Raw genomic sequence first — 25,718 nt, 5'->3', positions numbered from 1 at the left:
AGGGGTGCTACGCGCGGTGCTCGGGTCCGAGGAGGACCGGCAGCGCCAGCAGGTACCGCACCCGGCTCCTGCGGTAGTGCAGCTCCCGTACGCCGGGGGCCAGGTCCAGGCCGGGGAACCGGCGGGCCAGGGTGCCGAGCGCCGTGCGGACCACCGCCCGGGCGAAACCGGCGCCGAGGCACGCGTGCCGCCCGTGGCCGAAGGAGGCGTGGGGGCACGGGGCGCGCCCCAGGTCGGGACCGCCCGGTCCTTCCGGATTCGCGGCCGGGTCGTGGTTGGCGGCAGTCAGGGAGGCCAGGACGTGGTGCCCCGCCGGGATCCGGACACCGGCCACGTCGACCGGTGCGACGGCGCGCCGCGCGAACCCCACCGGATACGGCGTGACATGACGCAGCAGTTCCTCGGTGGCCGCCCCGGCGACCGCGTCCGGCTCCCCGGTGAGCAGCCGCCACTGGTCGCGGTGGGCGAGGAGCGCGGCGACGCCGTTCCCGAGGAGCGTCGTCGTCGGTCGGGCCCCCGACACCAGGAGCAGCCGGGCCGCCGCGACCACCTCCTCGTCGCGGACCGCGCCGCCCCCGGCGGCGCACATCCGGCCGAGGAGGTCGTCGGCGGGCCGCCTGCGCCGCTCCGCGACGAGACCGCCCAGATAGGCGTCGACGTCCTCGTGCGCGGCGGGCGGCGGCGTCGGGACCCGCCGGACGAGCCAGTCGGAGAGATACGGCCGGTCCGGTTCCGGCACGCCCAGGAGCACGCACAGCGCGGCCACGGGCAGCGGGACCGCGAACGCGGCCACCAGATCGACCTCCCGGTCCCGGGGCAGCGCGTCCAGGAGTCCGTCGGCGACCCGGCGCAGCCGGGGCAGGAGCGAGTCGACCCACTCCTCGGTGAGGTGCCGCTCGACGAGTCCGCGCAGTCGGCCGTGCTCCCCGGCGTCGACCGTGACGGTGTCGGCGTCGCCCGGGTGGACGGACGCCCACTCGGCCGGCTGCGGCCGGTATCCGGCCGTCGTCGCGGTGTCCCCCCGGAGTCCCGGATCCGCCAGGACCGCCCGCGCCGCCTCGTGCCCCGTGACGACCCAGGTCGGTACGGAGCCGGGCGAGGCGAGCCGGTGGACCGGCCCGGCCGCCGCGAAGCGGCGCATGACCGAGGGCTCGTGCAGGTCCGCCGGGGAGAGCGCCCGGTTCCGTACGGGACACTCCTCCTCGGCCGGTCCCGTACGCAGCTCCGTGAGGAACCGCTCGACGGCCGGGCCGGACCCGTCGTCCGGGCCCGGCAGCACCAGGACCGGGCAGGCGAGGCCGGGAGGCGGGACGTCCGCCGCCGGAGGCTCCGGCGCGATCGCCACCACGGCGACGACCCGCTCCGGATGCCGGTCCGCCAGCTCGAACACCGCGCCGCAGGCCCGGCCCTCCGCCACGAGGACCATCCGGTCCGGACTGTCCGGCGCCCCCAGGAAGCCGGCGAGCCGCGCGGTCCAGCCGCCCTCCCCGCCCCCCGTGGGCGGGGCGAGCGTCCGGACCCGCAGATCGCCTCGTACCGCGAGCGATCCCAGACCGGCCGCACGCGTCCCCGTACACCCTTCGCCGAGGAGCACGAGCTCCCCGGATCCCCCCGACGCCGGCACGGCGCTCATGTCGCACTCCCCCCGAAGCACTTCCGACGACCGGCGGGCTTTCGGCCGTGGTGCCCGCCTGTCGCATAGCCTCCGCCGCCGGGGGGAACGGCGACAGAGTGGACACCTACTCAAACCCCGGCGGACACCTACTCAACGGACAAGCGACGCAAGGGCGGAGAAGGGGATGGGGACGCCGGTGACGGATGACGGAAGACCCCTGCCCTTCACCGGGCGGCCCCTGCCCTTCACCGGGCGCCACGCCGAACTCGAGCGCCTGCGCGGCGGGCTGCGCGGATCAGGCTGCCGGGGCGTCGTCATCACGGGGGAGGGCGGCGTCGGGAAGAGCAGGCTCGCCGTCGAGTTCGCCGACGAGGTCGCCGCGCACCACCGGACCGTGCGGCTCCCGGTGAGCGAGGCCGCCTCGCACGTCCCCCTCGCGGCCTTCGCCCCCCACCTCACCGGCCCCGCGCTCCCCGACGAACTCGGCCGCCACTTGCAGGAGTTACGGCACCTGCTCGCCGTCCCGGCAGGCCGGCCCCGCACCCTGCTCCTGGTGGACGACATCCACCACCTGGACGGTTCCTCCCTCACCCTGCTCTCCGCGCTCGCCACCGACGCGGCCACCGCACCGGCACCCGGCTTCTTCCTGGTCGCCACCCTGCCCCAGGGCGCCGACTGGCCCGAGGCGCTGCGCGCGCTCTGGCACCAGGACGCCGTGGAACACCTCCGCGTCGGCCCCTTCGACCGGGCCACCACCGCACGCCTCCTCGCCGACACGCTCGGCGCGCCCGTCACCGCCCCCGCCGTACGGGCCCTGTGGGAGGCGGGGCGGGGCAACGCCCTGTGGACCCGGGAGATCCTGCGCGCCGCCGTCCGGGAAGGCACCCTGCGGCCCGTGGACGACGTGTGGTGCCTCACCGGACCGCTGGACGACACCCTGCTCGACGCGCCCGCCGAAGGGCGCTTCCGCGGGCTCCCGGAGGACCGGCGGGCCCTGCTGCGGCTGCTCGCCCTGTGCGGCCCGCTCGGGCTCGCCGACGCCCTGGCGCGGGTGACGCCCGAGGCCCTCGCCGCGCTGGAGGAGGAGCACCTCGTCGTCGTCACCGAGGACGACCGGCGCGGCCGGGTCCAGCTGGCCCACCCCTGGCACGCCCTGCTCCTCCGCCGGGGCACCCCCCGCCTCCTCGCCCGTGCCCTCCTGCTCGAACAGGCCGGACGTGTAAGGGAGTACGGGGCGAGGCGGCACGGCGACGCGCTCTCCCTCGCCCGCTGGGAGCTCGACGCCACCGGCACGGCCGACCCCGAACTGCTCGTCCGCGCGGCCGGGCACGCCCTGGACGACGGCGACGTCGACACCATGTGCCGCCTCGCCCGGGCCGCCCTGACGCAGGGCCCCCACGTCGTGGCCGGGCTGCTGCTCGGCGAAGGGCTCGGCCAGCGCGGCGAGTTCACCGAGAGCATCCCGGTCCTGGAACGAGCCTTCGACGAGGCCCGCACACCGGGCGAGGTCGAGTCCGCCGCCGCGGCGCTCTCCCAGCACCACCTGTACGGCCTCGGCGACGCCCTCGCCGCGTTCGGGGTGCTGGACCGGGCCGCAGGCCGGATCGGGACCCGGCCCGTGCTCACGGCCTGCCGGGCCACCCTGCTGAGCGCCGTCGGCCGCAACGACGAGGCGGCCGCCGTCCTGGCCCTGGCCGAGGGCGCCGACCCGAAACCCGGCGGCGACGGCGGCGGCGCGTGGACCCAGGCGGACGTGCTGCTGTTGCAGGCGCACCTGCGGGTGCGGCTCGCCGCCGGGCGCGTCGACGAGGCCGTACGGACCGGTCGGCACGCCTACGCCGTCCAGAGCGGGCTCGCCGACCGCTGGACCGCCTACTACCCGGCCCGCAGCCTGTACCTCGTGGCGGCCGCCCTCCTGGAGTCGGGCCGCCTCGACGAGGCGGAACGCACCGCCCTCGAAGGACAGGAGGCGATGCGGGACGCGGTTCCGGCGCTCACCGTCTGGTTCGCCTGGGTCCGCGGCCGCATCGCCCTCGAACGCGGCCTTGTCACCGACGCCCTGGCCCACTTCCGTGAGGCCCGCGCCCTCGCCCGCCTCTGCGGACAGCCCTTCGCCGAACAGCGCGCCCTCGCGGGCCTGGTCCTCGCCGCGGCCCAGACGGGCCGCATCGCCCCGGAGGCGGAGGCACTGACGCCGGCCCAGGCGCCGGAGGGGGCCGCGCTGACGCCGGCCCAGGCGCCGGCGTCTCCCCAGGCGCCGGCGTCTCCCCACGCGCCCGACGCGGAGGCGCCGATGCCCGCCCACGCGCCCGACACGGACGTGCCGGCGCCGGTCCCCCCGCCGTACAGCCCGCTCTGTCAGGTCGACACGCTCCGCGCCCACGGCTGGGTCCGGCTGTTGCGGGGAGCGGACGGTCCCGCGCGGGAGCTGATGCTCGGTGCCGCCCGTGCGGCGCTCGCCCGTGGCGAGGCGACCGTCGCCACGGCGCTGTTCCACGACGTCCTGCGCTGGGGGCCGCAGGGCTCCCGCGCGGGAGCCGGCGCCGTCGCGGCGGAACTGGCGGCGGCGACCGCGCTCGTCCAGGGCTCGCTCGCGGAGGTCCGGGCCGCCCACGCGGCGGCGGTGGCCCCGGCGGACGGGCCCGATCCGGCGGCCCTGGAGGCCGTCGCCGAGCGGATGGGCGCGCTCGGCCTGCACCTGTACGCGGCCGAGGCGTTGGGGGAGGCGGCCGGGGCGTGGCGGCGCCGGGACCGCGCGGCGAGCGCCGCGCGGGCCGCCGCCCGGGCCCTCGCGCTGCGCGGCCGGTGCCAGGAGGCGGCCACCCCGGCGCTCGCCGGGGCCGCGGCGGCGGTGCCGCTCAGCGCCCGGGAGCGGGACATCGCGCTGATGGCCGCGCGCGGCCGCACGAGCCGGGAGATCGCCGAGACGTACGTCCTGTCCGTGCGGACCGTGGAGAACCACCTCGGCAGGATCTACCGCAAGCTCGGCGTCAGCGGCCGGGCGGACCTGGCGGACGTCCTCCTCGCCTGACCGTCCGGGGCCCGCCCGGCGCCGTGCCGTCCGCACGGCGCCGGGCAGCCCGCGACGCCGCTCCGGCACACCGCCGGTCAGGCCAGGACGCCGCTGCCGTGCGGGGCGTACAGGTCGAGGAGACGGACCCGGGTCACATGGAGGCGGTGGGCGAGGATCGCCCCCACCCAGTAGATGACCGACGCGCCGAACTCCGTGTCCGAGTGGCACATCGACCGCACGGCCGGGGCGTCGAACTCGTACGCCCGGACCGGCGTCATCGCCTCGGCCCCCGACTGGCACAGGTACGGCGGGAACAGCCAGGAGAGCCCGACCAGCTCGCCGTGGCGCAGGGTCTCGATCACGGGCGACCCCCGGCCCGGCACCTTCGCGTCGAGGGTCACCGCGCCCGTCTTCACGATCCAGAACCGGTCGGCGTGCTGCTGCTCCTCGAACAGGCGGTGACCGGACTCGAAGTACACGTCCTCGGCGAAGGCCATCAGGCGCTCCCGGTGCTCCTGGGGCAACGTGCTGACCTTGGGCGCGGCTCTGCTCATGGCGGTCCCTCCTCACACACTCGGCTCCCCACCCCCAGTGTGGGCCCGGCCGTCGCCACGCGCAGGCTCCGGGCCGCCCGGCGGGGACGCCCCCCGGGCCGGGGCCCCGCAGCGTGCCGGTGCGCTCACCCTCCGTGCGCCCGCCGCCCGGAGTGCGCCGGACGGGTGGAGGGCGGAGCATGAACGTGGGGAGGGAGCGGCAAGCGGGGGCGTGACCCAGGAGGGTGCCATGCCCGTCCCGGACAGCGGCGACGCGCTCGTCGTACTGCGCGGGGTCGACAAGCACTTCGGCCCCCTGCACGTCCTCCAGTCCATCGACCTCACGATCCACCGCGGCGAGGTCGTCGTCGTCATCGGGCCCTCCGGCTCGGGGAAGTCGACACTGTGCCGCGCGATCAACCGCCTGGAGACCATCGACGCGGGCGAGATCGTCGTCGACGGGCGGCCGCTGCCCGCCGAAGGACGCGCACTGGCGGCCCTGCGGGCCGACGTGGGCATGGTCTTCCAGTCCTTCAACCTCTTCGCGCACAAGACCGTGCTCGACAACGTGACCCTCGGTCAGATCAAGGTCCGCAAGAAGGACCGGAAGAAGGCCGAGGAGAGGGCCCGCGCCCTCCTCGACCGGGTCGGCGTCGCCTCACAGGCCGACAAGTACCCGGCGCAGCTCTCCGGGGGCCAGCAGCAGCGCGTGGCGATCGCCCGCGCCCTCGCCATGGATCCGAAGGTGATGCTCTTCGACGAGCCGACCTCCGCGCTCGACCCGGAGATGATCAACGAGGTCCTGGAGGTCATGCGGCAACTGGCACAGGACGGCATGACGATGGTGGTCGTCACCCACGAGATGGGCTTCGCCCGCTCCGCCGCCAACCGCGTGGTCTTCATGGCCGACGGCCGGATCGTCGAGGAGACGACCCCGGACGAGTTCTTCAGCAACCCGCGCAGCGACCGCGCCAAGGACTTCCTCTCCAAGATCCTCCACCACTGACCCGTCCAGGAGCCCGTGCCTCTCCAAGATCCTCCAGCACCGAGCCGCGGCCGTCGCCCGGTCGCCCGAACAGCAGCCCCCAGGGGTGATCCTCATGAACCCGCTCAGGACCAGCAGGGCCGTCGTGGCAGCCGCCGCGGCCGTCGTCCTCTCCGTCACCTCCACAGGATTCGCGAACGCCGCGGCCGGCGGCGCGCCCCGGGACCACGGCGACGGCGACAAGATCACCGTCGGCATCAAGTTCGACCAGCCCGGCATCGGCCTGAAGACCCCCGACGGCACCTACACCGGCTTCGACGTCGACGTGGCGACCTACGTCGCCAAGCAGCTCGGCCACAAGCCGTCCGACATCGAGTGGAAGGAGGCCAAGAGCGCCGACCGCGAGACGCTGCTCCAGCGCGGCGACGTGGACTTCATCGCGGCCTCGTACTCGATCAACGACAAGCGGCTGGAGAAGGTCGACTTCGCGGGTCCCTACCTCCTCGCCCACCAGGACGTCCTGATCCGGGCGGATGACGACTCGATCAAGAAGCCGTCCGACCTGAACAACAAGAAGCTCTGCTCGGTCACCGGCTCGACCTCCGCGCAGAACGTCAAGGACAAGATCGCCCCCAACGCCCAACTCCAGGAGTACGGCGGCTACTCGGAGTGCCTGACCGGACTGGAGAACGGGGTCATCGACGCCGTCACCACCGACGACTCGATCCTCGCCGGCTACGCCTCGCAGCCCGAGTTCAAGGGCAAGTTCAAGCTCGGCGGCTTCAAGATGAGCAACGAGAACTACGGCATCGGCGTCCAGAAGGGCAGCGACCTCAAGGCCAAGATCAACACGGCCCTGGAGAAGATGGTCGCCGACGGCTCCTGGGAGGCGGCGGTCAAGAAGAACCTTGGCCCCGCCGGCTACCAGAACGAGCCCGCCCCGAAGATCGGCGTCATCGTCAAGTGAGCAGGCCGTCGTGTTCGACTTCCTCCAGGGGTACGACCTGCTCGGAGCCTTCTGGGTGACGGTGCAGCTCACCGTCTACTCCGCGATCGGCTCCCTCGTCTGGGGGACGCTGCTGGCCGCGATGCGCGTCAGCCCCGTCCCCCTCATGCGGGGCTTCGGCACCGTCTACATCAACATCGTCCGCAACATCCCCCTCACCGTCATCATCGTCTTCACCTCGCTCGGCCTCTTCCAGACCCTCGGAGTCAGCCTCGGCGCCGAACGCTTCACCACCATCAACTTCCGGCTCGCCGTCCTCGGCCTCACCGCCTACACCAGCGCCTTCGTCTGCGAGGCCCTCCGCTCCGGCATCAACACCGTCCCCCTCGGACAGGTCGAGGCCGCCCGCGCCATCGGCCTCGACTTCCCCCAGGTACTGCGCCTGATCGTGCTCCCGCAGGCCTTCCGCTCCGTCGTCGGCCCGCTCACCAACGTCCTCATCGCCCTCACCAAGAACACCACCGTGGCCGCCGCCATCGGCGTCTCCGAAGCGGCCCTGCTGATGCGCGAGATGATCGAGAACGAGGCCCAGCTCATCCTCATCTCCGTGATCTTCGCCGTCGGCTTCCTCTGCCTCACCCTGCCCACCGGGCTCCTCCTCGGCTGGGTGGCCAAGAAGGTGGCGGTGAAACGGTGAAGAGCTCGCCCACCGTCCTCTACGACGTCCCCGGCCCGCGCGCCCGACGGCGCAACCTCGTCTGGAGCCTGCTGTTCCTGATCGGCCTCGCCGCCGTGGTGTGGTGGGTCGTGACGAGCCTCGCCGACAAGAACCAGCTCGAATGGTCCAAGTGGGCGCCCTTCTTCACCGACGCCCGCGTCTGGGAGACGTACATCCTTCCCGCCCTGAAGAACACCGTGATCGCCGCCGCGCTCGCCATGGTCATCGCCCTGCCCCTGGGCGCGCTCCTCGGCGTCCTCCGGCTCTCCGACCACCGGTCCGTCCGCGCCGTGGCCGGCACCGTCGTCGAGTTCTTCCGGGCCATCCCCGTCCTGATCCTGATGCTCTTCGCGAACGCCGCCTACTCCGAGTTCACCGACATCAGCCCGGACACCCGCCCCCTGTACGCCGTCGTCACCGGCCTCGTCCTCTACAACGCCTCCGTACTCGCCGAGGTCGTCCGCGCCGGCATCCTCGCCCTGCCCGCCGGCCAGACCGACGCCGCCAAGGCCATCGGCATGCGCAAGGGCCAGACCATGGCGCACGTCCTCCTGCCGCAGTCCGTCACCGCCATGCTGCCCGCCCTCGTCAGCCAGCTCGTCGTCATCGTCAAGGACACCGCCCTCGGCGGCGCGATGCTCGGCTTCTCCGAACTCCTCGCCTCCGTCCGCCCGATGAGCGCCAACTACGGCGCCAACACGATCGCCTGCTTCACCGTCGTCGCCGTGATCTTCGTCGCCCTCAACTTCGCGCTCACCACCTTCGCCTCCTGGCTCGAACGCCGGCTGCGCCGCGGCAAGAAGTCCACCGGAGCGGTCGTCGGGGTCGAGGCGGTGGAGGACCTGGCGACACCGGGCGAGCACCCGGACACGCGCTGAGACCCATTCGGGTGAGGAGGCCCCGCCGCGCCGCCGGACGTGCCGTAATACCCACCATGAACGCCACCAGGACCGCGTCCGAGCCGCACCTCGAACCCACCCGCACCGACCGTCTCCTCGCTGCGCTCGGCGGCGTGGTCTCGGCGTACGTCTCCCTGGCGGTCGCGGACCTCGCCTCCTTCTGGGTCCGGCCCGAGGCCGGCCCCGTCGTGGCTGTCGGCGGAACCGTCGTCGACCGGACCCCAGCAGCCCTCAAGGAGTGGGCGATCCGCGCCTTCGGCGAGAACGACAAGACCGTCCTCCAGCTCGGGATCCTGCTCCTCCTCACCGTTCTCGCCCTCGGCGTCGGGCTGCTCGCGCTCCGCCACCGCCTGCTCGGCTCGGCGGCCGTCGCCGCCTTCGGCGTCCTCGGGGCCGTCGCCGCCGTCACCCGCCCCGACTCCGACTCCGCCCTGGACGCTGTGCCCTCCCTGGTCGGAGCCGCCGCCGGGGCGCTCCTGCTGTACGTCCTGATCAGCCGCCTCCTCACCCCGAGGCCCGGAACCGTGAGCGCGGACCGGCGCGGCTTCCTGATCGTCGCCGCCTCCACCGGCCTCGCCGCGACCGCCGCCGCCGCCATCGCCCGGGCCGCCGGCAGCCCCGTACAGGAGAACGCCGCAGCCTCCCGCGCGGCCCTCGTCCTGCCCCGACCCGATTCGCCCGCACCGGGCGTGCCCGTCGGAGCGCGGCTCGACGTCCCCGGCCTCAGCCCCTTCGTCACCCCGAACCGCGACTTCTACCGCGTCGACACCGCGCTCATCGTCCCCAAGGTCGACGCCGGCGACTGGCGGCTGCGCATTCATGGCAGCGGCGTCCGCGAGGAGCGCACCCTCACTCTGCGGCAGCTCATGGCACGGCCGACGGTCGAACGGGACATCACCTTGTGCTGCGTCTCCAACGAAGTCGGCGGTACGCTCGTCGGCAACGCCCGCTGGCTCGGCGTCCCCCTCGCCCCCCTGCTCCGCGAGGCCGGCGTCCGCCCGCCCTCCGAGGGCGGCCCCGCCGACCAGCTGGTCGCCCGCTCCGTCGACGGCATGACCATCGGCACCCCCGTCGAAGCCGTCATGGACGGCCGCGACGCCCTCCTCGCCTTCGGGATGAACGGCGAACCCCTGCCCTTCACCCACGGCTTCCCCGTCCGCATGATCGTCCCCGGCCTGTACGGCTACGTCTCCGCCTGCAAGTGGATCGAGTCGATCGAGCTCACCACCTTCGACGCGTACGACGCCTACTGGGTCCCGCGCGGCTGGGCGGCGCAGGCCCCCGTCAAGACCCAGTCCCGCATCGACACCCCGCGCCCCCTCGCCCGCCCCGCCGCCGGCACCGTCATGGTCGCCGGGGTCGCCTGGGCCCAGCACCGCGGCATCCGCCGGGTCCAGGTACGGATCGACGACGGCCCCTGGCAGGACGCCCGGCTCGCCGCCGAGGACAGCGCCGACACCTGGCGCCAGTGGGTCCACCCCTGGGCCGCCACCCCCGGCCGCCACACCCTCACCGTCCGCGCCACCGACGGCACCGGCACCACCCAGCCGGAACGCCGCACCGACACCATGCCGGACGGGGCACAAGGGTGGCACTCGGTCGTCGTCACGGTCGGAGGGGCGTGACGACGACCGAGTGCCATCAGAACCAGTGCAGGCAGTGCGGGGCGCCCTCCCCGCGGAACAGGGCGTCCGCGAGCGCGGCCGCGCCCGGGCGGTGGGCCCGGACGTGCCCGGCGCGCACCAGGGTGCTCGGGGCGGTGCCGCCGAGGTAGACCGAGCCCAGGTCCCGCACGTCCAGGGACAGATCGGGCTGCCGGTCCGTCGGGACGCACTCGGCCTTGCCGTCCCGGACGGTCAGCAGATGCCGGCCGTGCTCGCCGAGGAACGGGTCGTCCACGTCGAGGACGAGCTCGCCGTCCGTGAACCAGCCGCGCGCGGTCAGCGCGCCCGGGACGTCGAGCAGCCGCACCCAGAGCCAGTCGGTGGGGCTGCTCACCTCGCCGGCGCGGAAGTCCGCCAGCTGCAGGCGCAGCGGATGCTCGGGCGGGACGTGCTTGAACACGACCGTGCTGACCAGGTCGTGTTCGAGCACGAACCGGGCCAGGGCCGTGAAGACGGCGTCGTCGCAGGCGATCGTCTCGTCGACGGTCAGGGTGCGGTCCTCGCCGATGGCGTAACTGGCGTACCCGTCCGGGGTTCCGTCGGCGTCCCGGTGGACGGCGACGTAACGCGGCGCCGGAGCGATCGGGGGCTGCCCCGCCCGCAGGGCCCACCAGCGGGGCGGCCGGGACAGCGCGCCGGGCTGTGCGCGGCGGTACCGGTCGTAGACCGCTTCGAGGATCTCCCCGCACTCGGCACGCCGCAGCACTTCGACCGAGCCGGCGTCCACTCCCGCCGCCGTGGCGCCGGCCGTCCCGAGTGCCCGGGGCGGGGCGAGCGCGGCCTGCCTGCGCGGCACGGTCAGCCGCTGCGTGTAGGTCGCCGGGCCGTAGCCGAACCTGCCGTAGATCGTGGCCTCGGAGGCCAGCAGTACGGAGAGGAAGTCCCCCCGGGCCCGCAGCTCGGTGAGCTGATGCCGCATCATCGCACTGAGCACCCCACGGCGTCGGTGCGAGGGCAGCACACCGACGGCGGTCACTCCGCCGACCGGGACGAGGACGTCACCGGGCAGGGTGAGCTCGAAGGAGTACGAAGCGGCGGTGCCGACGGGCCGCCCGTCCCGCGACAGGGCGAACAGGCCACGTTCCATCTCGAGCGCCGACCACCAGACGCCCCCACCGTCCTCGGCCGGCGTCTCGGGGAAGACCCCGAACTCGGTGTGCAACGTGTCGACGAAGACGCCGCGGTCCTGGTCGGTCGTGGGACGGATCTCCATCGGTACTGCTGCCTCCCCGGAACATCGGCACCACCAGCCGTGGCGCCCCGCACAGTGCAGCTCCGACCCGGGGCCAGGTCAAACGGATTTCCGCTCCGGAACGGAGACCGGCGGCGTAACGAACCGGTTCCGCAGGTCCGTTCGGGTCCCGCATGAGGGAGACTGCTTCCGTGCGTGGACATCTGCCGGACGAGAACCCCGGTTTCGTGGGGCGCCGCACGGAACTGGAGCGGGTCTCCGCCGCGTTGGCGGACCACCGACTCGTCACCGTGACCGGCGTCGGGGGAGTCGGGAAGACCCGGCTCGCGCTGCGCGCCGCGCACCGCGCCGCCGACGGACACCCGGACGGCGCCTGGTGGACCGACCTCTCCCAGCTCGACGGCGACCGGCTCCTCGTCCCGCTCGTCGCCGACTCCGTCGACCTCGCCGACCACGCCCCCGGCATGGCCACCACCGGACTCCGCCGCCGTCTCGCCGACGCCCGGCTGCTCCTCGTCCTCGACTCCTGCGAGCACCTCGCCGAACCCTGCGCCCGGCTCGTCACCGAACTCCTCGCCGCCGCCCCCGGACTCACCGTCCTCGCCACCAGCCGCCGCCCCCTCGGCGTCCGGGGGGAGCGGGTCGTCGCCCTCGACCCGCTGCCGCCCGCCGGACGCGACGCCCTGGAGCTCCTCCGCCGGGCCTCCGGCGAGGACTTTCCCGCCGCCGGTCCCGCCGGCGAGATCTGCGTACGCCTGGAGGGCATCCCGCTCGCCCTGGAACTGGCCGCCGCGCAGATCCGCCTCCAGGGCCCCGAAGCCGTCCGCGACCAGCTCGGCACCCGCCTCGACGCCCCACCGGGCGCCCGCTTCGACCTGCTCGCCCACACCGAGCGGGTCTGGCCGAGCCGCCACCAGACCCTGCGCGCGGCCATCGGCTGGAGCCACGAGCTGAGCACCCCCCTCGAACGCCTCCTCTGGGCCCGGCTCTCCGTCTTCCGCGGCCCCTTCGACCTCGCCTCCGCGACCGCCGTCTGCGCCGGCGGCCCCCTGAACCGCGCGACCCTGCCCGACGCGCTCGACGGACTCGTCCGCTCCTCCGTGGTCCGCCCGCCGGACGCCGCCGGCAGACTCCGCATGCTCGACACCATCCGGGAGTACGGGGCGACCTGGCTGGACCGCACCGGCGAGACCGCGACGGTCGCCGAACGGCACGCCACCCACTTCCGGGGCCTGGCCCGCCGGGCCGAGACCGCATGGCACGGCGCCCGCCAACTCCGCTGGTACCGGACCGTCGACGCGCACCACACCGACCTGCGCACCGCCCTGGACCGGCTGCTGCGCACCGACCCCGACGCCGCCCTCGACCTCGTCGGCTCCGTCGCCTTCGCCTGGTCCTGCCGGGGCCGCCTCCACGAGGCCCGCGACGGCCTCGAACAGGCCCTCCTCCTCAGCGAGAGCCGGGGCCGCGCCCGGGCCCGCGCCCTGTGGGCCCTCGGCGTCACCCTGGTCCTGCAGGGCGAGCCCGGCCCCGCGCAGGAGGTGAGCGAGCGCTGCGCCCGCGAGGCCAGGTACGCGGAGCACGTCGAGCCCTCGCCGCACGAGGGAGCTCCTCGCGGCGACCACGACCACGACCGCGACCGGCCCGGCGACCTCACCCTCGACGCCGCCGCCCTCGCCGGGCTCATCGCCCTGACCACCGGCCGGCCGATGGCCGCGCACGTCGTCGTGGGCCACGTCCTCGACGCCGCCCGGGGCGGTCCCGCCGACTCCGCCGCCCGGCTCCGCTGCCGGCTCGTGCGGGTCTTCGCCCTCACCGGCCTCGGCCGCCTCGCCGAGGCCCGCGAGGGGGCGCTCCGGCTGCGCGCCCGGTGCGAGGAGCTCGACGAGCACTGGATCCGCACCGCCCTCGACTACCAGCTCGCCCTCACCGGCCTCCTGGAGGGCGACCCGGCGGCCGCCGCCGGCCACGCCCGCGCCATGCTCGAAGGCACCCGCAGCCTGGGCGCGAGCCTCGGCGTCGCCCTCGGCCTCGACGTCCTCGCCACCGCCCTCGCGGCGGCCGGGGACGGCGAGCGCGCCGCCGACGTGAGCGGCACGGGCGAGGCGTACTGGCGCTCCACCGGCCAGCCCCGGCGCGGCCTGCCCGGCCTGCGGGCCCTGCGCGAGAAGTACGCGGACACCGCCCGCGCGACGATCGGTGAACCGGCCTACGAGGAGATCTTCGTCCGAGCCCTCACGGGCCCCCCGCAGGCCGGCCTCGACCGCGCCCTGCGCGTCCCCCGGCAGGGCTGAGGGGACGGACCCGCGCCGAGGTGCCCGGCAGGGCCGAGAGGACCTCCTGCGCCGGGGCCCCGCAGGGCCCGCAGGACGGCCCACGTCGAGACCCCCGGCAGGGCCCCCGCGGGACGGCCCCGTGCCGCAGCCCCGACAGCCCTGACGGGGCCGTCCCCGTCGACGTGCCGGGTCCCTGGGCGGGGCGCACCATGAGGGCATGGACGGATCCCTGAGTGGTCTGAGCGACATCAGCACACCGGGACGCGTGGCCGGCCCCGACGAGGGCGTCACCGCACAGGAGCTCGCCCTCGCCGCCCGCAACCACGGACTGCCCCTCGAAGCCCTGCGGTACGACGTCACCCCGCCCGGACTCCACTACGTCCTCGCGCACTACGACATCCCCGCCACCGACGCGGACGGCTGGCGGCTCACCGTCGGCGGCCGGGTCCTGCGGCCGCTCGGCCTGGACCTGGCGGCGCTCCGCGCCCGGCCCGCCGTCACCCGCCGGGTCACCCTGGAGTGCGCCGGGAACGGCCGGGCCCGGCTCACGCCCCGCCCCGTCAGCCAGCCCTGGCTGGTCGAGGCCGTCGGGACCGCCGACTGGACCGGCGTCCCGCTCGCCGCCCTCCTCGCCGAGGCGGGCATCGCGGAGGACGCGGTCGACGCGGTGTTCACCGGCGCCGACCACGGGGTCGAGCGGGGCGTCGAGCAGGACTACCGCCGCAGCCTGCCCCTGGCCACGGCCGCCGACCCCGCCCGGGACGTCCTCGTCGCGTACGCGATGAACGGCGCGCCCCTGCCGCCGCAGCACGGCAGCCCGCTCCGGCTCGTCGTCCCCGGCTGGTACGGCATGGCGCACGTGAAGTGGCTCCACGACATCACGCTCACCGACACCCCGTACACCGGCTTCCAGCAGAGCGTCGCCTACCGCCTGCGCCGGGAGGCGGACGAACCGGGGGAGCCCGTCACGCTCATCGCGCCCCGGGCCCTGATGGTGCCACCGGGCTTCCCCGACTTCATGTCCCGCACCCGCGTCGTGCGCCCCGGCCCCGTGCCGCTCACCGGACGCGCCTGGTCCGGGCACGGCCCGATCGCCCGCGTCGAGGTCAGCGAGGACGGCGGGGCGGCCTGGACCGACGCCGAGACCGAGCGGGACCCCGCGCACCCCTGGGCCTGGTCCGCCTGGTACGCCACCTGGAACGCGACGCCGGGACTGCGCCACCTGACCGTCCGGGCCACCGACGCCGAGGGGAACGTCCAGCCGCTCACCGCGCCGTGGAACCGCGGCGGCTTCGCCAACAACCTCGTCCAGCGGGTCGAGGTCCTGTGCACCCCGGACGGCCAGGGCCTGTCCACCGGGGACGCGTCCGTGGCTCCGGCGGGCGGCGCGTAGAGTCGACGCCGGTGCACCCCGTACCAGCGGGTACACCGTCGACCGACCCTGACGAGGAGACTTCCGTGACCGACCCGGCGTCCATCGCCCTCCAGCAGCAGATCGCCCGGGACCTCCAGGTCGCCGACACCTTCGACCCGAAGGCGGAGATCGAGCGCCGGGTGGCCTTCCTCACCGAGCGGCTCACCTCCACCGGGCTGCGCTCCCTGGTCCTCGGCATCAGCGGCGGCGTCGACTCCACGACCGCCGGCCGGCTCTGCCAGCTCGCCGTGGAGCGGGCCCGCGCCGCCGGCCACGACGCCACCTTCTACGCGATGCGCCTGCCGTACGGCGTGCAGGCCGACGAGCAGGACGCGCAGACCGCCCTCGGCTTCATCCGTGCCGACCGGGTCCTCACCGTGGACGTCAAGGCGGCCAGTGACGCGGCCCTGGAGGCCTGCCTCGCCGGCGGGACGACCTTCCGCGACGCCCACCACCAGGACTTCGTGCAGGGCAACATCAAGGCCCGGCAGCGGATGATCGCCCAGTACGCGGTCGCCGGCGCCCACGACGGTCTCGTGGTCGGCACCGACCACGCCGCCGAGGCCGTCTCGGGCTTCTTCACCAAGTTCGGCGACGGCGCCGCCGACGTCGTCCCGCTGACCGGCCTGACCAAGCGGCGCGTCCGCGCGATCGCCGACGAGCTGGGCGCCCCCGCCGAGCTGGTGTGGAAGACCCCCACGGCCGACCTGGAGACCCTCGACCCGGGCAAGGCCGACGAGGACGCGCTCGGCGTCACCTACGACGACATCGACGACTTCCTGGAGGGCAAGCCGGTCGCGGAGGCCGCCTACGCCACGATCGTCCGCCGCTACGAACTCACCGAGCACAAGCGGCAGCTGCCCATCGCTCCCTGAGCGCCCGCCGGCGGAGCCGGGCCGTCCCCGGACGGCCCGGCCCGGGGTGACCTCCGCCCGCGCCGACGACAGGGGAGGGACCTGCCCGGGAACACCCCCGCCGTGTGATCCACTGTCCGCGCGGGGGGCGTACCGAACAGGAGCAGGAGCAGCGTTGACCACCTACCGGCAGCCGGGCCTCGTCCTCACGGACCACCGCTTCCCCGTCCCCCTCGACCACGCCCGCCCCGACGGCGAGCGCATCGAGGTCTTCGGCCGTGAGGTCGTCGCGAGCGGCCACGCCGGATCCGGCCGCGAGAAGCTGCCCTGGCTGGTCTACCTGGAGGGCGGGCCCGGCTTCGGCGCCCGCCGCTTCATCGGCCCGCAGGCCTGGCTCGGCCGCGCCGTGAAGGAGTTCCGCGTCCTCCTCCTCGACCAGCGCGGCACGGGCCGCTCCACCCCCGCCAACCGGCAGACCCTGCCGCTGCGCGGCGGTCCGGCCGAGCAGGCGGACTACCTGGCCCACTTCCGCGCCGACTCCATCGTCCAGGACTGCGAGCTGGTCCGGCGCCGTCTCACCGGCGGCGCCCCCTGGACCGTCCTCGGCCAGAGCTTCGGCGGCTTCTGCGCCACCCACTACCTCTCCACCGCCCCCGAGGGGCTGGACACCGTCCTCGTCACCGGCGGCCTGCCCTCCCTCGACGCCACCGCCGACGAGGTCTACCGCGCCGCGTACCCCCGCGTCCGGCGGAAGAACGAGGCCCACTTCGCCCGCTACCCCCAGGACGCCGAACGGGCCCGCGCGATCGCCGCCCACCTCCTCGACCGGGAGGTCACCCTCCCCGGCGGCGGGCTCCTCACCGTCGAGGCCTTCCAGTCCCTCGGCATCCTCCTCGGCTCCGGCGAGGGCACCCACCAGCTCCATCTGCTCCTGGAGGGCGCCTTCGTGCCCACCCCGGACGGGCCCGCGCTCTCCGACGCCTTCCTGGAGCAGGTCCAGGCGCACCTGTCGTACGCCGGGCACCCGCTGTACGCCGTGCTCCACGAGGCCATCTACGCCCAGGGCCGGGGCCCCACCGCCTGGGCCGCCGAGCGGGTCCGCGCCGAGCACCCCGAGTTCGACGCCCGCGCGGCGCTCGCCGAGGGGGCACCGCTGCTCTTCACCGGCGAGACCGTCCACCCCTGGCACTTCACCACCGACCCCGCCCTGCGCCCGCTCCGCGAGACCGCCGAACTGCTCGCCGCGCGCACCGACTGGTCCCCGCTGTACGACCCCGAGCGCCTCGCCGCCAACCGGGTCCCGGTGGCGGCCGCCGTCTACCACGACGACCTGTACGTCGACACCGCCCACTCCCTGGAGACCGCGCGTGCCGTACGCGGCCTGCGGACCTGGGTGACCGACGAGTTCGAGCACGACGGGGTGCGGGCCGGCGGGCCGCGCGTCCTCGACCGGCTCCTCGCCCTCGCCCGGGACGAGATCTGACCGTCCGGCCCCGGAGGAACGGGCATAGGATTCGGCGCGCAATCGATCAGCAATGACGTACGACGTCTGACGCGGGCGGGCCGGGACGCGCCGAGTCCGCACGAGGGGGCCCGGATGACGGCACGCGAGACACCGGCCTCCGGCCGGGAGCTGAAGTTCCGGGCCCTCATGGCGGAGCTGCGGCGCGGCATCCTCGACGGCACCTGGCCCCCCGGCAGCAAGCTCCCCACCGAGCGGGCCCTCGCCACCGAGACGGGCCTTTCCGTCACCACCGTCCGCCGCGCCTACGAGGACCTCGTCGCCCTCGGCCTCGTCGAACGGCGCCAGGGCGCGGGCACCTTCTCCGCCCACCGGCCCGAGCGGGACCGGGCCGACCGCCGGATCGTCGGCGTCCTCGTCCCCGACACCACCTTCTACTACCCGCGCGTCCTCCAGGGCATCGAGAGGGAACTCGCGGCGGTCGGCGCCCGGCTCGTCCTCGCCTGCTCGCACTACGACCCCGTCGAGGAGGACGCCGCCGTCGAACGGCTCCTCTCCGCCGGGGTCCACGGGCTCCTCCTCGTCCCCAGCCTGCACACCGCCACCGACCCGGGGCGGCGCGCCGAGGAGCTCCTCGCCCTGCCCGTCCCCGCCGTCCTCGTCGAACGCCGGCTCGCCGCCCACGGCCCCGGCGACCCCACCGAGCACGTCTGCACCGACCACGAGGGCGGCGCCTACGACGCCGTGCGCCATCTGCGCGCCCTCGGCCACGAGCGGCTCGGGCTCGTCGCCCGCACCGACGCGCCCACCACCGCGCCCATCGAGTCGGGCTTCGCCCGTGCGCTCACCGACCTCGGACTGCCCGCAGCCCCGGCGTACGAGCGGGACGTGATGGCCCGCTGGGACCCGGACCGCGCCGACCGGGCGCTCGCCGCGCTGCGTTCCACCGGCGTGACCGCCGCGCTCTGCTTCGGCGACCGGGAGGCCGCCCTGATGCTCGGAGCGGCCCGCCGTGCCGGGCTCCGGGTGCCCGAGGACCTCGCCCTGATCAGTTACGACAACGAGTTCGCCGATGTCGCGGAGACCCCGCTGACGGCCGTCTCGCCCCCCAAGTACCAGCTCGGCCGCCTCGCCGCGCAGATCCTGCTCCGGCGGCTCGCCGAGGGGGACGCGGCGCCGCTCCACCAGGTACAGCTGAGACCGCGCCTGGTGGTCCGGGCCTCCTGCGGCGGGCGGACGCCGGGGGACCCACAAAAGTCCAAGGGGTGAGTTCGGATTGCTCATGGTGTGCTCTGCTCGCGCGGGGATACAACTCGGTCCGGACCCGTGAGGGCCCCTGCGAGGAGAGGACCCGGACCATGAGCACCCACGTCAGCGCGGAGATCGCCGGCCAGCCCGACTGCTGGCGGCGTGCCGCCGAGATCGCCGACCGCGACACCGGCCTGCTGCCGGCCCGAGGCGAGCGGGTGGCGGTCGTCGGCTGCGGCACCTCGTACTTCATCGCCCGCGCCTACGCCGCGCTGCGGGAGTCCCTCGGCGCGGGCGAGACCGACGCGTTCCCCGCCTCCGACACGACCCCGCTCGGCCGTGGCTACGACCGGATCGTGGCCCTCACCCGCTCCGGCACCACCACGGAGGTCGTGGACCTGCTCGCCCGCGCCGCCGGCCGCGTCCCGACGCTCGTCGTCACCGGCGTCCCCGACAGCCCCGCCGGGCGGCTCGCCGACCGGATCGTCGACCTCGGCTTCGCCGACGAACGCTCCGTCGTCCAGACCCGATTCGCCACCACCGCCCTCCAACTCCTGCGCGCCGGGCTCGGGGTGGACCTCGGCCCGGCGATCGCCGACGCCGAACTCGTCCTCTACGAGCAGCTGCCCGCCGCCTGGGAGCGGCGCGGTCAGTTCACCTTCCTCGGCACCGGCTGGACCGTCGGGCTCGCCGACGAGGCGGCGCTCAAACTGCGCGAAGTGGCCCGCGCCTGGACGGAGTCGTACGCGGCGATGGAGTACCGCCACGGCCCGATCAGCATCAGCGACCGGGCGAGCCTGGTCTGCTGCCTCGGCCCCGCCCCGTCCGGGCTCCGGGACGAAGTGGAGTCCACCGGCGCGCTGTTCGCCGCCGACGCGATCGATCCGGTCGCGGCCCTCGTCCGCGCCCAGCGGCTCGCGGTCGCCCTCGCGGACCGGCGCGGCCTCAACCCGGACCGCCCGCGCCACGTCTCGCGCTCGGTGATCCTCGCCGGGGCGTTCCGCCCGACGGCGGCGGACGCGACCCGTATCCTGCGGTCATGATCGACACGGATGCGATGGACCTCCTGGAGATGCCCGGCGACTGGCAGCGCGCGCTGTGCGTCGTCGCCCACCCCGACGACCTGGAGTACGGCTGCGCGGCGGCGGTCGCCGCCTGGACGGACGAGGGGAAGGAGGTCGCGTACGTCCTCGCGACCCGGGGCGAGGCCGGCATCGACACCCTCGCCCCGGACGTCTGCGGCCCGCTCCGCGAGCGCGAGCAGCGGGACAGCGCCGCCGTCGTCGGCGTGGACACCGTCGAGTTCCTCGACCACCGCGACGGCGTGATCGAGTACGGGCTCGGCCTGCGCCGGGACATCGCGGCCGCGATCCGCCGCCACCGCCCGGAGCTCGTGATCACCCTCAACCACCGCGACACCTGGGGCGGGGGTCCGGGCGCGCCCTGGAACACCCCCGACCACCTGGCCGTCGGCCGCGCCACGCTGGACGCGGCCGCCGACGCAGGAAACCGCTGGATCTTCCCCGAACTGACCGAGCAGGGCCTGGAGCCCTGGAACGGCGTCCGCTGGGTCGCGGTCGCCGCCTCCAGCACCCCGACCCACGCGGTCGACGCGGCCCCGGGCCTGGACCGCGCGATCCGCTCCCTCCTCTGCCACCGCGCCTACATCGAGGCGCTGACGGACGAGGACCCGGAGGAGTACGTCCGCACCTTCCTCACCACGGCGACCGCCCGATCCTCGTCCCGCTTCGCGAACCGCCCGGCGGTGACGTTCGAACTCTTCGGCCGCTGACGCTGGGGACGGGTCCCGCTCACCCCCTCGGCGCGGGCTTCAGCACCGCGAAGATCGCGTCGGAGGGGTCGGCGAGCCAGGCGATGCGGCCGACGTCGGGGATGTCGGCGGCGGGCATCAGGACCGAGCCGCCGTTGCCCAGGGTCGAGAGGGCGGTCGCGTCGGCGTCCTCGACCGCGAAGTAGGGGATCCAGGAGGGCGTCATCCCTTCCTGGGCCTCCGCCACCCCGCCGAAGGAGGCCTCCTCCTGGTCCCCCTCGGCGGTGGAGATCACCCGGTAGGTCATGCCGGGGGCGTCCATCGACGCCCAACGCCAGTCGAAGAGGCTCCGGTAGAAGCCGAGCGTGGACTCCGGGTCGGGGACGTGCAGTTCGGCCCAGACGAGGGTGTTCGGGGAGGAGGTCCGCTCCAGGCCCTTCACCTTGCCCGGCTGCCAGACGGCGAACTCGGCGCCGGCCGGGTCGGTGAGGCAGGCCATGCGGCCGGCGTCCATGACGTCGAAGGCCTCGACGCGGACCCTTCCGCCCGCCGCCTCGGCGGCCTTCTGGGTCGCGGCCGCGTCCGAGGTCTGGAAGTACACCGTCCAGGCGCTGCGCGCGCCCTCGTCGAGCGGCCCCAGGGCGCCGACCGTGTGGCCGTCCTGCCGGAAGAAGCCGTAGCCGCCGGCCTCCGGCCCCGCCGACCGGAACTCCCAGCCGAAGACGGCTCCGTAGAACGCGGCGGCGCCCTCGGTGTCGGGGCTGCCGAGGTCGAGCCAGTTGGGGGAGCCCTGGGTGAACTGCGTACCGAGCATGGAGGTGTCCCGTCCTTGTGTCGTACGTGGCCGAATGTGGTCACCATGGCCGATCCTCACCCGTGGGCCCGTGCGGCGCAGCCCCAGTCGCCCTCTTTCATCCGGCCGGCCGACGGGAATACCGGTTCGACCCGCCCCCTGGAGAGAGAGGGCCCCGCCTATGAGCGTTCCGCAAAGAACCTTGCCGTTTCTGCAACACTGGCCGCATGACCGAAGACGATCGCATCGACGCCGTGCTGACCGAGGTCGGCCCCCGGCTCCGCCGTGTCCGCCGTGACCGCGGGGTGACGCTCGCCGAGCTCTCCGCCGCCACCGGGATCTCCGTGAGCACCCTGTCCCGGCTGGAGTCCGGGCAGCGCAAGCCCAGCCTCGAACTGCTCCTGCCGCTCGCCCGCGCCCACCAGGTCCCCCTGGACGAGCTGGTCGGGGCCCCGCCGGTGGGCGACCCCCGGGTCAAGGCGAAGCCCATCGTGCGCCACGGGCGGACGATGTACCCCCTGACCCGGCAGCCCGGCGGGCTCCAGGCGTACAAGGTGATCCAGGAGAAGGCGCACGAGGCGCCGGAGCCCCGGGTGCACGAGGGGTACGAGTGGCTGTACGTGCTCTCCGGGAGGCTCCGGCTCGTCCTGGGCGAGCACGACGTCGTCCTGGCCGCCGGCGAGGCGGCCGAGTTCGACACGCGCGTCCCGCACTGGTTCGGGCCGACGGCCGAGGGTCCGGTGGAGTTCCTGAGCCTGTTCGGGCCGCAGGGGGAGCGCATGCACGTCAGGGCGCGTCCCAAGAAGTCCGGCTGACCGGTTCCCCTCGGGGCAAGCGACCGCTTAGTATGCCACCGACCGCTCGGTACGGAGGAGGCATTCCGGATGCAGGCATGGCGTGTGTACGAGAACGGCGAACCGCGCGCGGTGATGCGCCGCGAAGAGGTGGAACCGCCCACGCCCGGCGACGGCCAGGTCCTCCTCAGGGTCCGCGCGGCGAACGTCAACTTCCCCGACGCGCTGCTCTGCCGCGGCCACTACCAGGTGCGGCCCCCGCTGCCCTTCACCCCCGGCGTCGAGGTCTGCGCCGAGACCGAGGACGGGCGCCGGGTCATCACCACCGCCGCCCTCCCGCACGGCGGCTTCGCCGAGTACACCCTCGCCGACGCCGCCGGGCTCCTGCCCGCCCCGGAGGCGCTCGACGACGCCGAGGCCGCCGCGCTGCACATCGGCTACCAGACGGGCTGGTTCGGCCTGCACCGCCGCGCCGCCCTCCAGGAGGGCGAGACCCTCCTCGTCCACGCGGCGGCGGGCGGCGTCGGCAGCGCCGCCGTCCAGCTCGGCAAGGCGGCCGGCGCGACCGTCATCGGCGTCGTCGGCGGCCCCGAGAAGGCGGCCGTCGCCCGCGCCCTCGGCTGCGACCTGGTGATCGACCGCCGCTCCGAGGACGTCATCGCCGCCGTCAAGGCCGCGACCGGCGGCCGGGGCGCCGACGTGATCTACGACCCGGTCGGCGGCGAGGCCTACCAGCAGTCCGCCAAGTGCGTGGCCTTCGAGGGCCGGATCGTGATCGTCGGCTTCGCGAGCGGCACCGTTCCCGCCCCCGCCCTCAACCACGCCCTGGTGAAGAACTACTCGGTCCTCGGCCTCCACTGGGGCCTGTACGCGGCGAAGGACCCGGCCTCCATCGGCCGCTGCCACGAGACCCTGACCGCCTACGCGGCGAAGGGGCTCATCAAGCCGCTCATCGGTGAACGCGTCCCCTTCGCGGGCGCGGCGGACGCCGTCCAGCGCGTCGCCGACGGCGCCACCACCGGCCGCCTGGTCGTCCTCCCGGAAGGAGCCCACGCATGACCGACGCCGAGGAACTCCGCTCCCGAACGAGGCAGTTGCTCGCCGAGCACCCGCCCGCCACGACCGACCGCACCGACTTCCTGGAGGCCCGCTTCGACGCCGGACTCGCCTGGGTGCACTACCCCGTGGGCCTCGGCGGACTCGACGCGCCCCGCGCCCTCCAGGCCGTCGTCGACGCCGAACTCGCCGCCGCGGGAGCCCCCGACAACGACCCGCGCCGGATCGGCATCGGCCTCGGCATGGCCGCCCCCACCCTCCTCGCCTACGGCTCGGAGGAGGTCAAGAAGCGCTTCCTGCGGCCCCTCTGGGTCGGCGAGGAGGTCTGGTGCCAGCTCTTCAGCGAGCCCGGCGCCGGCTCCGACCTCGCCGCGCTCGGCACCCGCGCCGTACGGGACGGCGACAGCTGGGTGATCGACGGGCAGAAGGTGTGGACCTCCAGCGCCCACATCGCCCGCTGGGCCATCCTCATCGCCCGCACCGACCCGGACGCCCCCAAGCACCGGGGCATCACCTACTTCGTCTGCGACATGACCGACCCCGGGGTGGAGGTCAGGCCACTGCGCCAGATCACCGGCGAGGCCGAGTTCAACGAGGTCTTCCTCACCGGCGTCCGCATCCCCGACGCCCACCGTCTCGGCGAGGTCGGCGACGGCTGGCGGGTCGCCCAGACCACCCTGATGAACGAGCGGGTCTCCATCGGCGGCGCCCGCATCCCCCGCGAGGGCGGCATGATCGGGAAGCTCGCCACGACCTGGCGCGAGCGCCCCGAGCTGCGCACCCACGAGCTGCACCGGCGCCTCCTCGACCTCTGGGTCGACGCCGAGGTCGCCCGGCTCACCGGCGAACGCCTGCGCCAGCAGCTCGTCGCCGGACAGCCCGGCCCCGAGGGCAGCGCGATGAAGCTCGGCTTCGCCCGGCTCAACCAGGCCATCAGCGGCCTGGAGGTCGAACTCCTCGGGGACGAAGGCCTGTTGTACGGCGAGTGGGAGATGCGCCGCCCCGAGCTCGTCGACTTCACCGGACGGGACGCCGGATACCGCTATCTGCGCTCCAAGGGCAACTCGATCGAGGGCGGGACCAGCGAGGTGCTCCTCAACATCGTCGCCGAGCGGGTCCTCGGCCTGCCGCCGGAGCCCCGCAACGACAAGGACGTCGCCTGGAAGGACCTGACCCGATGACGGCACAGACCGATCTGCTGTACTCCGAGACCGAGGACGACCTGAGGGCGGCCGTCCGCGCCCTGCTCGCCGACCGGGCCGGCCACCAGACCCTCCTCGACCGGATCGAGACGGACGAGCCGTACGTCCCCGGCCTCTGGAAGTCCCTCGCGGGCGACATCGGCGCCGCCGGACTCCTCGTCCCCGAGAAGCTCGGCGGCCAGGGCGCGAGCCACCGCGAGGCCGCGGTGGTCCTGGAGGAGCTGGGCCGCGCGGTGACACCGCTGCCGTACCTCACGAGCGCGGTGGTGGCCACGGAGACGCTGCTCGGCCTCGCGGGGGAGGGCGGCGGCCCGGCCGTCGAGCTCCTGGCGGAGCTCGCGAGCGGCCGGACGGTCGCGGTGCTCGCCGTACCCCTGTCGACCGCACCGGACGCGGAGCCGTTCCCGCCCGGAGCGCCGTCCCCGTCCACCGCGACCGGCGCAGGGCCGCTGCCCGTCCCCACCGTCGCGGGCGTCGCCGACGCCGTCGCGGCCGACGTCCTCCTCGTCCCGCGCGCCGACGGCCTGTACGCCGTACCGGCCGGAGAGGCGACCGTCGAGCCGCAGATCCCGCTCGACCTCACCCGCCCCCTCGCCCGCGTCACCCCGGAGCCCGGGAGCGGCACCCGGCTCGCCGACGGCGACACCGCCCGCGCGGCCGTCCGGCGCGGCCTCCTCGCCGGCGCGGGACTGCTCGCCTCCGAGCAGCTCGGCCTCGCCGAACGGTGTCTGGAGGAGACCGTCCGGTACACCCGCGAGCGCCACCAGTTCAACCGGCCCGTGGGCTCCTTCCAGGCCCTGAAGCACCGCATGGCCCAGCTCTGGCTGGACCTCGTCGGGGCCAGGGCCGCGGCCCGCGCCGCCGCCGACGCCCTCGCCACCGGCGACCCGGACGCCCCGCTGACCGTGGCGGTGGCCCAGGCCTACTGCTCCAAGGTCGCGGTCCGCGCCGCCGAGGAGTGCGTGCAGCTGCACGGCGGGATCGGGATGACCTGGGAACACCCGGCGCACCTGGCGCTGAAGCGGGCCAAGTCCGACCAGATCGCCCTGGGTTCGGCGGGCCGGCACCAGGACACGATCGCGGCTCTGATGGACCTGCCCGCGCCCGAGTAAGGGCCCCGTGTCCGCACCCCTCCGCGTCCTGTCGAGCCGGTCTTCAGGAGGGGTGCGGACACGACGACCGCCCGCCGCGGGCGTCCTCGCCGCGGTCCCCCGACCGCCCCCTGGCCGAATCTCACCCGTATGGCCGCCCCGCCATACGCCCGGACGGACCGTGCATTCCGC

General features: G+C 74.8%; 21 protein-coding genes. 17 read left to right on the top strand and 4 right to left on the bottom strand.

Annotation, left to right across the window (positions count from 1 at the left end; translation table 11 throughout):
* Positions 1-7: 7 nt before the first annotated feature.
* Positions 8-1,633 (bottom strand): cytochrome P450, encoded by a 1,626-nt coding sequence (locus tag BLW86_RS03070; protein WP_093878468.1) that lies wholly within the window; start codon positions 1,631-1,633, stop codon positions 8-10.
* A 178-nt stretch (positions 1,634-1,811) separates the two neighbouring features.
* On the opposite strand from BLW86_RS03070, the gene BLW86_RS03065 reads away from it, so the two are divergent.
* Positions 1,812-4,646, top strand: coding sequence for a helix-turn-helix transcriptional regulator (locus tag BLW86_RS03065; protein WP_177181537.1), 2,835 nt, complete (start codon positions 1,812-1,814; stop codon positions 4,644-4,646).
* A gap of 77 nt (positions 4,647-4,723) precedes the next feature.
* Here the strand turns inward: BLW86_RS03065 and BLW86_RS03060 are convergent, their stop codons facing one another.
* Complete coding sequence (locus BLW86_RS03060) at positions 4,724-5,182, bottom strand: Crp/Fnr family transcriptional regulator (protein WP_030690750.1); 459 nt, start codon at positions 5,180-5,182, stop codon at positions 4,724-4,726.
* Between the two features lie 229 nt (positions 5,183-5,411).
* On the opposite strand from BLW86_RS03060, the gene BLW86_RS03055 reads away from it, so the two are divergent.
* From BLW86_RS03055 to BLW86_RS03035, 5 genes are all read left to right on the top strand, one after another.
* Positions 5,412-6,167, top strand: coding sequence for an amino acid ABC transporter ATP-binding protein (locus BLW86_RS03055; RefSeq protein WP_093872566.1), 756 nt, complete (start codon positions 5,412-5,414; stop codon positions 6,165-6,167).
* A 94-nt stretch (positions 6,168-6,261) separates the two neighbouring features.
* The gene (locus BLW86_RS03050) at positions 6,262-7,113 is read left to right on the top strand and encodes a glutamate ABC transporter substrate-binding protein (RefSeq protein ID WP_093878467.1); all 852 of its coding nucleotides are present in this window, start codon (positions 6,262-6,264) and stop codon (positions 7,111-7,113) included.
* 10 nt (positions 7,114-7,123) lie between these two features.
* Complete coding sequence (locus tag BLW86_RS03045; RefSeq protein ID WP_093872565.1) at positions 7,124-7,789, top strand: amino acid ABC transporter permease; 666 nt, start codon at positions 7,124-7,126, stop codon at positions 7,787-7,789.
* Positions 7,786-8,688 carry an amino acid ABC transporter permease gene (locus BLW86_RS03040; protein WP_093872564.1) on the top strand — a complete coding sequence of 301 codons (903 nt, stop codon included), beginning with the start codon at positions 7,786-7,788 and terminating at the stop codon, positions 8,686-8,688. Before BLW86_RS03045 ends, BLW86_RS03040 begins: the two co-directional genes overlap by 4 nt.
* A gap of 56 nt (positions 8,689-8,744) precedes the next feature.
* Positions 8,745-10,334: a molybdopterin-dependent oxidoreductase gene (locus tag BLW86_RS03035; RefSeq protein ID WP_093872563.1), complete on the top strand. Its 1,590-nt coding sequence runs from the start codon at positions 8,745-8,747 to the stop codon at positions 10,332-10,334.
* A 16-nt stretch (positions 10,335-10,350) separates the two neighbouring features.
* Here the strand turns inward: BLW86_RS03035 and BLW86_RS03030 are convergent, their stop codons facing one another.
* Entirely contained in the window at positions 10,351-11,586 is a 1,236-nt protein-coding gene (locus tag BLW86_RS03030; RefSeq protein ID WP_093872562.1) for a GNAT family N-acetyltransferase, read from the bottom strand.
* 152 nt (positions 11,587-11,738) lie between these two features.
* On the opposite strand from BLW86_RS03030, the gene BLW86_RS03025 reads away from it, so the two are divergent.
* The 7 genes from BLW86_RS03025 to BLW86_RS02995 all read left to right on the top strand — a co-directional run bounded on the left by BLW86_RS03025 (position 11,739) and on the right by BLW86_RS02995 (position 20,611).
* Positions 11,739-13,859, top strand: a complete 2,121-nt coding sequence (locus BLW86_RS03025) for an ATP-binding protein (protein ID WP_093872561.1) — start codon at positions 11,739-11,741, stop codon at positions 13,857-13,859.
* A 199-nt stretch (positions 13,860-14,058) separates the two neighbouring features.
* On the top strand, positions 14,059-15,234 hold the full coding sequence (locus BLW86_RS03020; RefSeq protein WP_093872560.1) for a sulfite oxidase: 1,176 nt from the start codon (positions 14,059-14,061) through the stop codon (positions 15,232-15,234).
* Positions 15,235-15,299: 65 nt separating this feature from the next.
* Positions 15,300-16,130: an ammonia-dependent NAD(+) synthetase gene (gene nadE, locus BLW86_RS03015; RefSeq protein WP_093872559.1), complete on the top strand. Its 831-nt coding sequence runs from the start codon at positions 15,300-15,302 to the stop codon at positions 16,128-16,130.
* Positions 16,131-16,284: 154 nt separating this feature from the next.
* Positions 16,285-17,592 carry an alpha/beta fold hydrolase gene (locus tag BLW86_RS03010; RefSeq protein WP_093872558.1) on the top strand — a complete coding sequence of 436 codons (1,308 nt, stop codon included), beginning with the start codon at positions 16,285-16,287 and terminating at the stop codon, positions 17,590-17,592.
* 114 nt (positions 17,593-17,706) lie between these two features.
* Entirely contained in the window at positions 17,707-18,840 is a 1,134-nt protein-coding gene (locus BLW86_RS03005) for a GntR family transcriptional regulator (RefSeq protein WP_093872557.1), read from the top strand.
* A gap of 89 nt (positions 18,841-18,929) precedes the next feature.
* Positions 18,930-19,862 (top strand): SIS domain-containing protein, encoded by a 933-nt coding sequence (locus BLW86_RS03000; protein WP_093872556.1) that lies wholly within the window; start codon positions 18,930-18,932, stop codon positions 19,860-19,862.
* The gene (locus BLW86_RS02995; RefSeq protein WP_093872555.1) at positions 19,859-20,611 is read left to right on the top strand and encodes a PIG-L deacetylase family protein; all 753 of its coding nucleotides are present in this window, start codon (positions 19,859-19,861) and stop codon (positions 20,609-20,611) included. Before BLW86_RS03000 ends, BLW86_RS02995 begins: the two co-directional genes overlap by 4 nt.
* 19 nt (positions 20,612-20,630) lie before the next feature.
* Here BLW86_RS02995 and BLW86_RS02990 read toward each other — a convergent pair whose 3' ends face one another.
* Complete coding sequence (locus BLW86_RS02990; protein WP_093872554.1) at positions 20,631-21,404, bottom strand: VOC family protein; 774 nt, start codon at positions 21,402-21,404, stop codon at positions 20,631-20,633.
* A gap of 206 nt (positions 21,405-21,610) precedes the next feature.
* Between BLW86_RS02990 and BLW86_RS02985 the strand changes: the two genes are divergently transcribed.
* From BLW86_RS02985 to BLW86_RS02970, 4 genes are all read left to right on the top strand, one after another.
* Positions 21,611-22,198, top strand: a complete 588-nt coding sequence (locus tag BLW86_RS02985; protein ID WP_093872553.1) for a helix-turn-helix domain-containing protein — start codon at positions 21,611-21,613, stop codon at positions 22,196-22,198.
* A gap of 69 nt (positions 22,199-22,267) precedes the next feature.
* Positions 22,268-23,236, top strand: a complete 969-nt coding sequence (locus BLW86_RS02980) for an NADPH:quinone oxidoreductase family protein (RefSeq protein WP_093872552.1) — start codon at positions 22,268-22,270, stop codon at positions 23,234-23,236.
* Positions 23,233-24,414 carry an acyl-CoA dehydrogenase family protein gene (locus BLW86_RS02975; protein WP_093872551.1) on the top strand — a complete coding sequence of 394 codons (1,182 nt, stop codon included), beginning with the start codon at positions 23,233-23,235 and terminating at the stop codon, positions 24,412-24,414. The genes BLW86_RS02980 and BLW86_RS02975 overlap by 4 nt, the downstream gene beginning before the upstream one ends.
* Positions 24,411-25,547: an acyl-CoA dehydrogenase family protein gene (locus tag BLW86_RS02970; protein WP_093872550.1), complete on the top strand. Its 1,137-nt coding sequence runs from the start codon at positions 24,411-24,413 to the stop codon at positions 25,545-25,547. The genes BLW86_RS02975 and BLW86_RS02970 overlap by 4 nt, the downstream gene beginning before the upstream one ends.
* Positions 25,548-25,718 lie beyond the last annotated feature (171 nt).

The organism is Streptomyces sp. TLI_105 (assembly GCF_900105415.1).
Classification (GTDB): Bacteria; Actinomycetota; Actinomycetes; order Streptomycetales; family Streptomycetaceae; genus Streptomyces.
This window is presented reverse-complemented; position numbering and strand designations above follow the sequence as displayed.

Bases quoted from the DNA above. Each gene is read 5' to 3' on its own strand.
- BLW86_RS03070 (WP_093878468.1), bottom strand. From the start codon at position 1,633: ATGAGCGCCGTGCCGGCGTCGGGGGGATCCGGGGAGCTCGTGCTCCTC.
- BLW86_RS03060 (WP_030690750.1), bottom strand. From the start codon at position 5,182: ATGAGCAGAGCCGCGCCCAAGGTCAGCACGTTGCCCCAGGAGCACCGG.
- BLW86_RS03055 (WP_093872566.1), top strand. From the start codon at position 5,412: ATGCCCGTCCCGGACAGCGGCGACGCGCTCGTCGTACTGCGCGGGGTC.
- BLW86_RS03050 (WP_093878467.1), top strand. From the start codon at position 6,262: ATGAACCCGCTCAGGACCAGCAGGGCCGTCGTGGCAGCCGCCGCGGCC.
- BLW86_RS03035 (WP_093872563.1), top strand. From the start codon at position 8,745: ATGAACGCCACCAGGACCGCGTCCGAGCCGCACCTCGAACCCACCCGC.
- BLW86_RS03030 (WP_093872562.1), bottom strand. From the start codon at position 11,586: ATGGAGATCCGTCCCACGACCGACCAGGACCGCGGCGTCTTCGTCGAC.
- BLW86_RS03025 (WP_093872561.1), top strand. From the start codon at position 11,739: ATGAGGGAGACTGCTTCCGTGCGTGGACATCTGCCGGACGAGAACCCC.
- BLW86_RS03020 (WP_093872560.1), top strand. From the start codon at position 14,059: ATGGACGGATCCCTGAGTGGTCTGAGCGACATCAGCACACCGGGACGC.
- BLW86_RS03005 (WP_093872557.1), top strand. From the start codon at position 17,707: ATGACGGCACGCGAGACACCGGCCTCCGGCCGGGAGCTGAAGTTCCGG.
- BLW86_RS03000 (WP_093872556.1), top strand. From the start codon at position 18,930: ATGAGCACCCACGTCAGCGCGGAGATCGCCGGCCAGCCCGACTGCTGG.
- BLW86_RS02995 (WP_093872555.1), top strand. From the start codon at position 19,859: ATGATCGACACGGATGCGATGGACCTCCTGGAGATGCCCGGCGACTGG.
- BLW86_RS02990 (WP_093872554.1), bottom strand. From the start codon at position 21,404: ATGCTCGGTACGCAGTTCACCCAGGGCTCCCCCAACTGGCTCGACCTC.
- BLW86_RS02985 (WP_093872553.1), top strand. From the start codon at position 21,611: ATGACCGAAGACGATCGCATCGACGCCGTGCTGACCGAGGTCGGCCCC.
- BLW86_RS02980 (WP_093872552.1), top strand. From the start codon at position 22,268: ATGCAGGCATGGCGTGTGTACGAGAACGGCGAACCGCGCGCGGTGATG.
- BLW86_RS02975 (WP_093872551.1), top strand. From the start codon at position 23,233: ATGACCGACGCCGAGGAACTCCGCTCCCGAACGAGGCAGTTGCTCGCC.
- BLW86_RS02970 (WP_093872550.1), top strand. From the start codon at position 24,411: ATGACGGCACAGACCGATCTGCTGTACTCCGAGACCGAGGACGACCTG.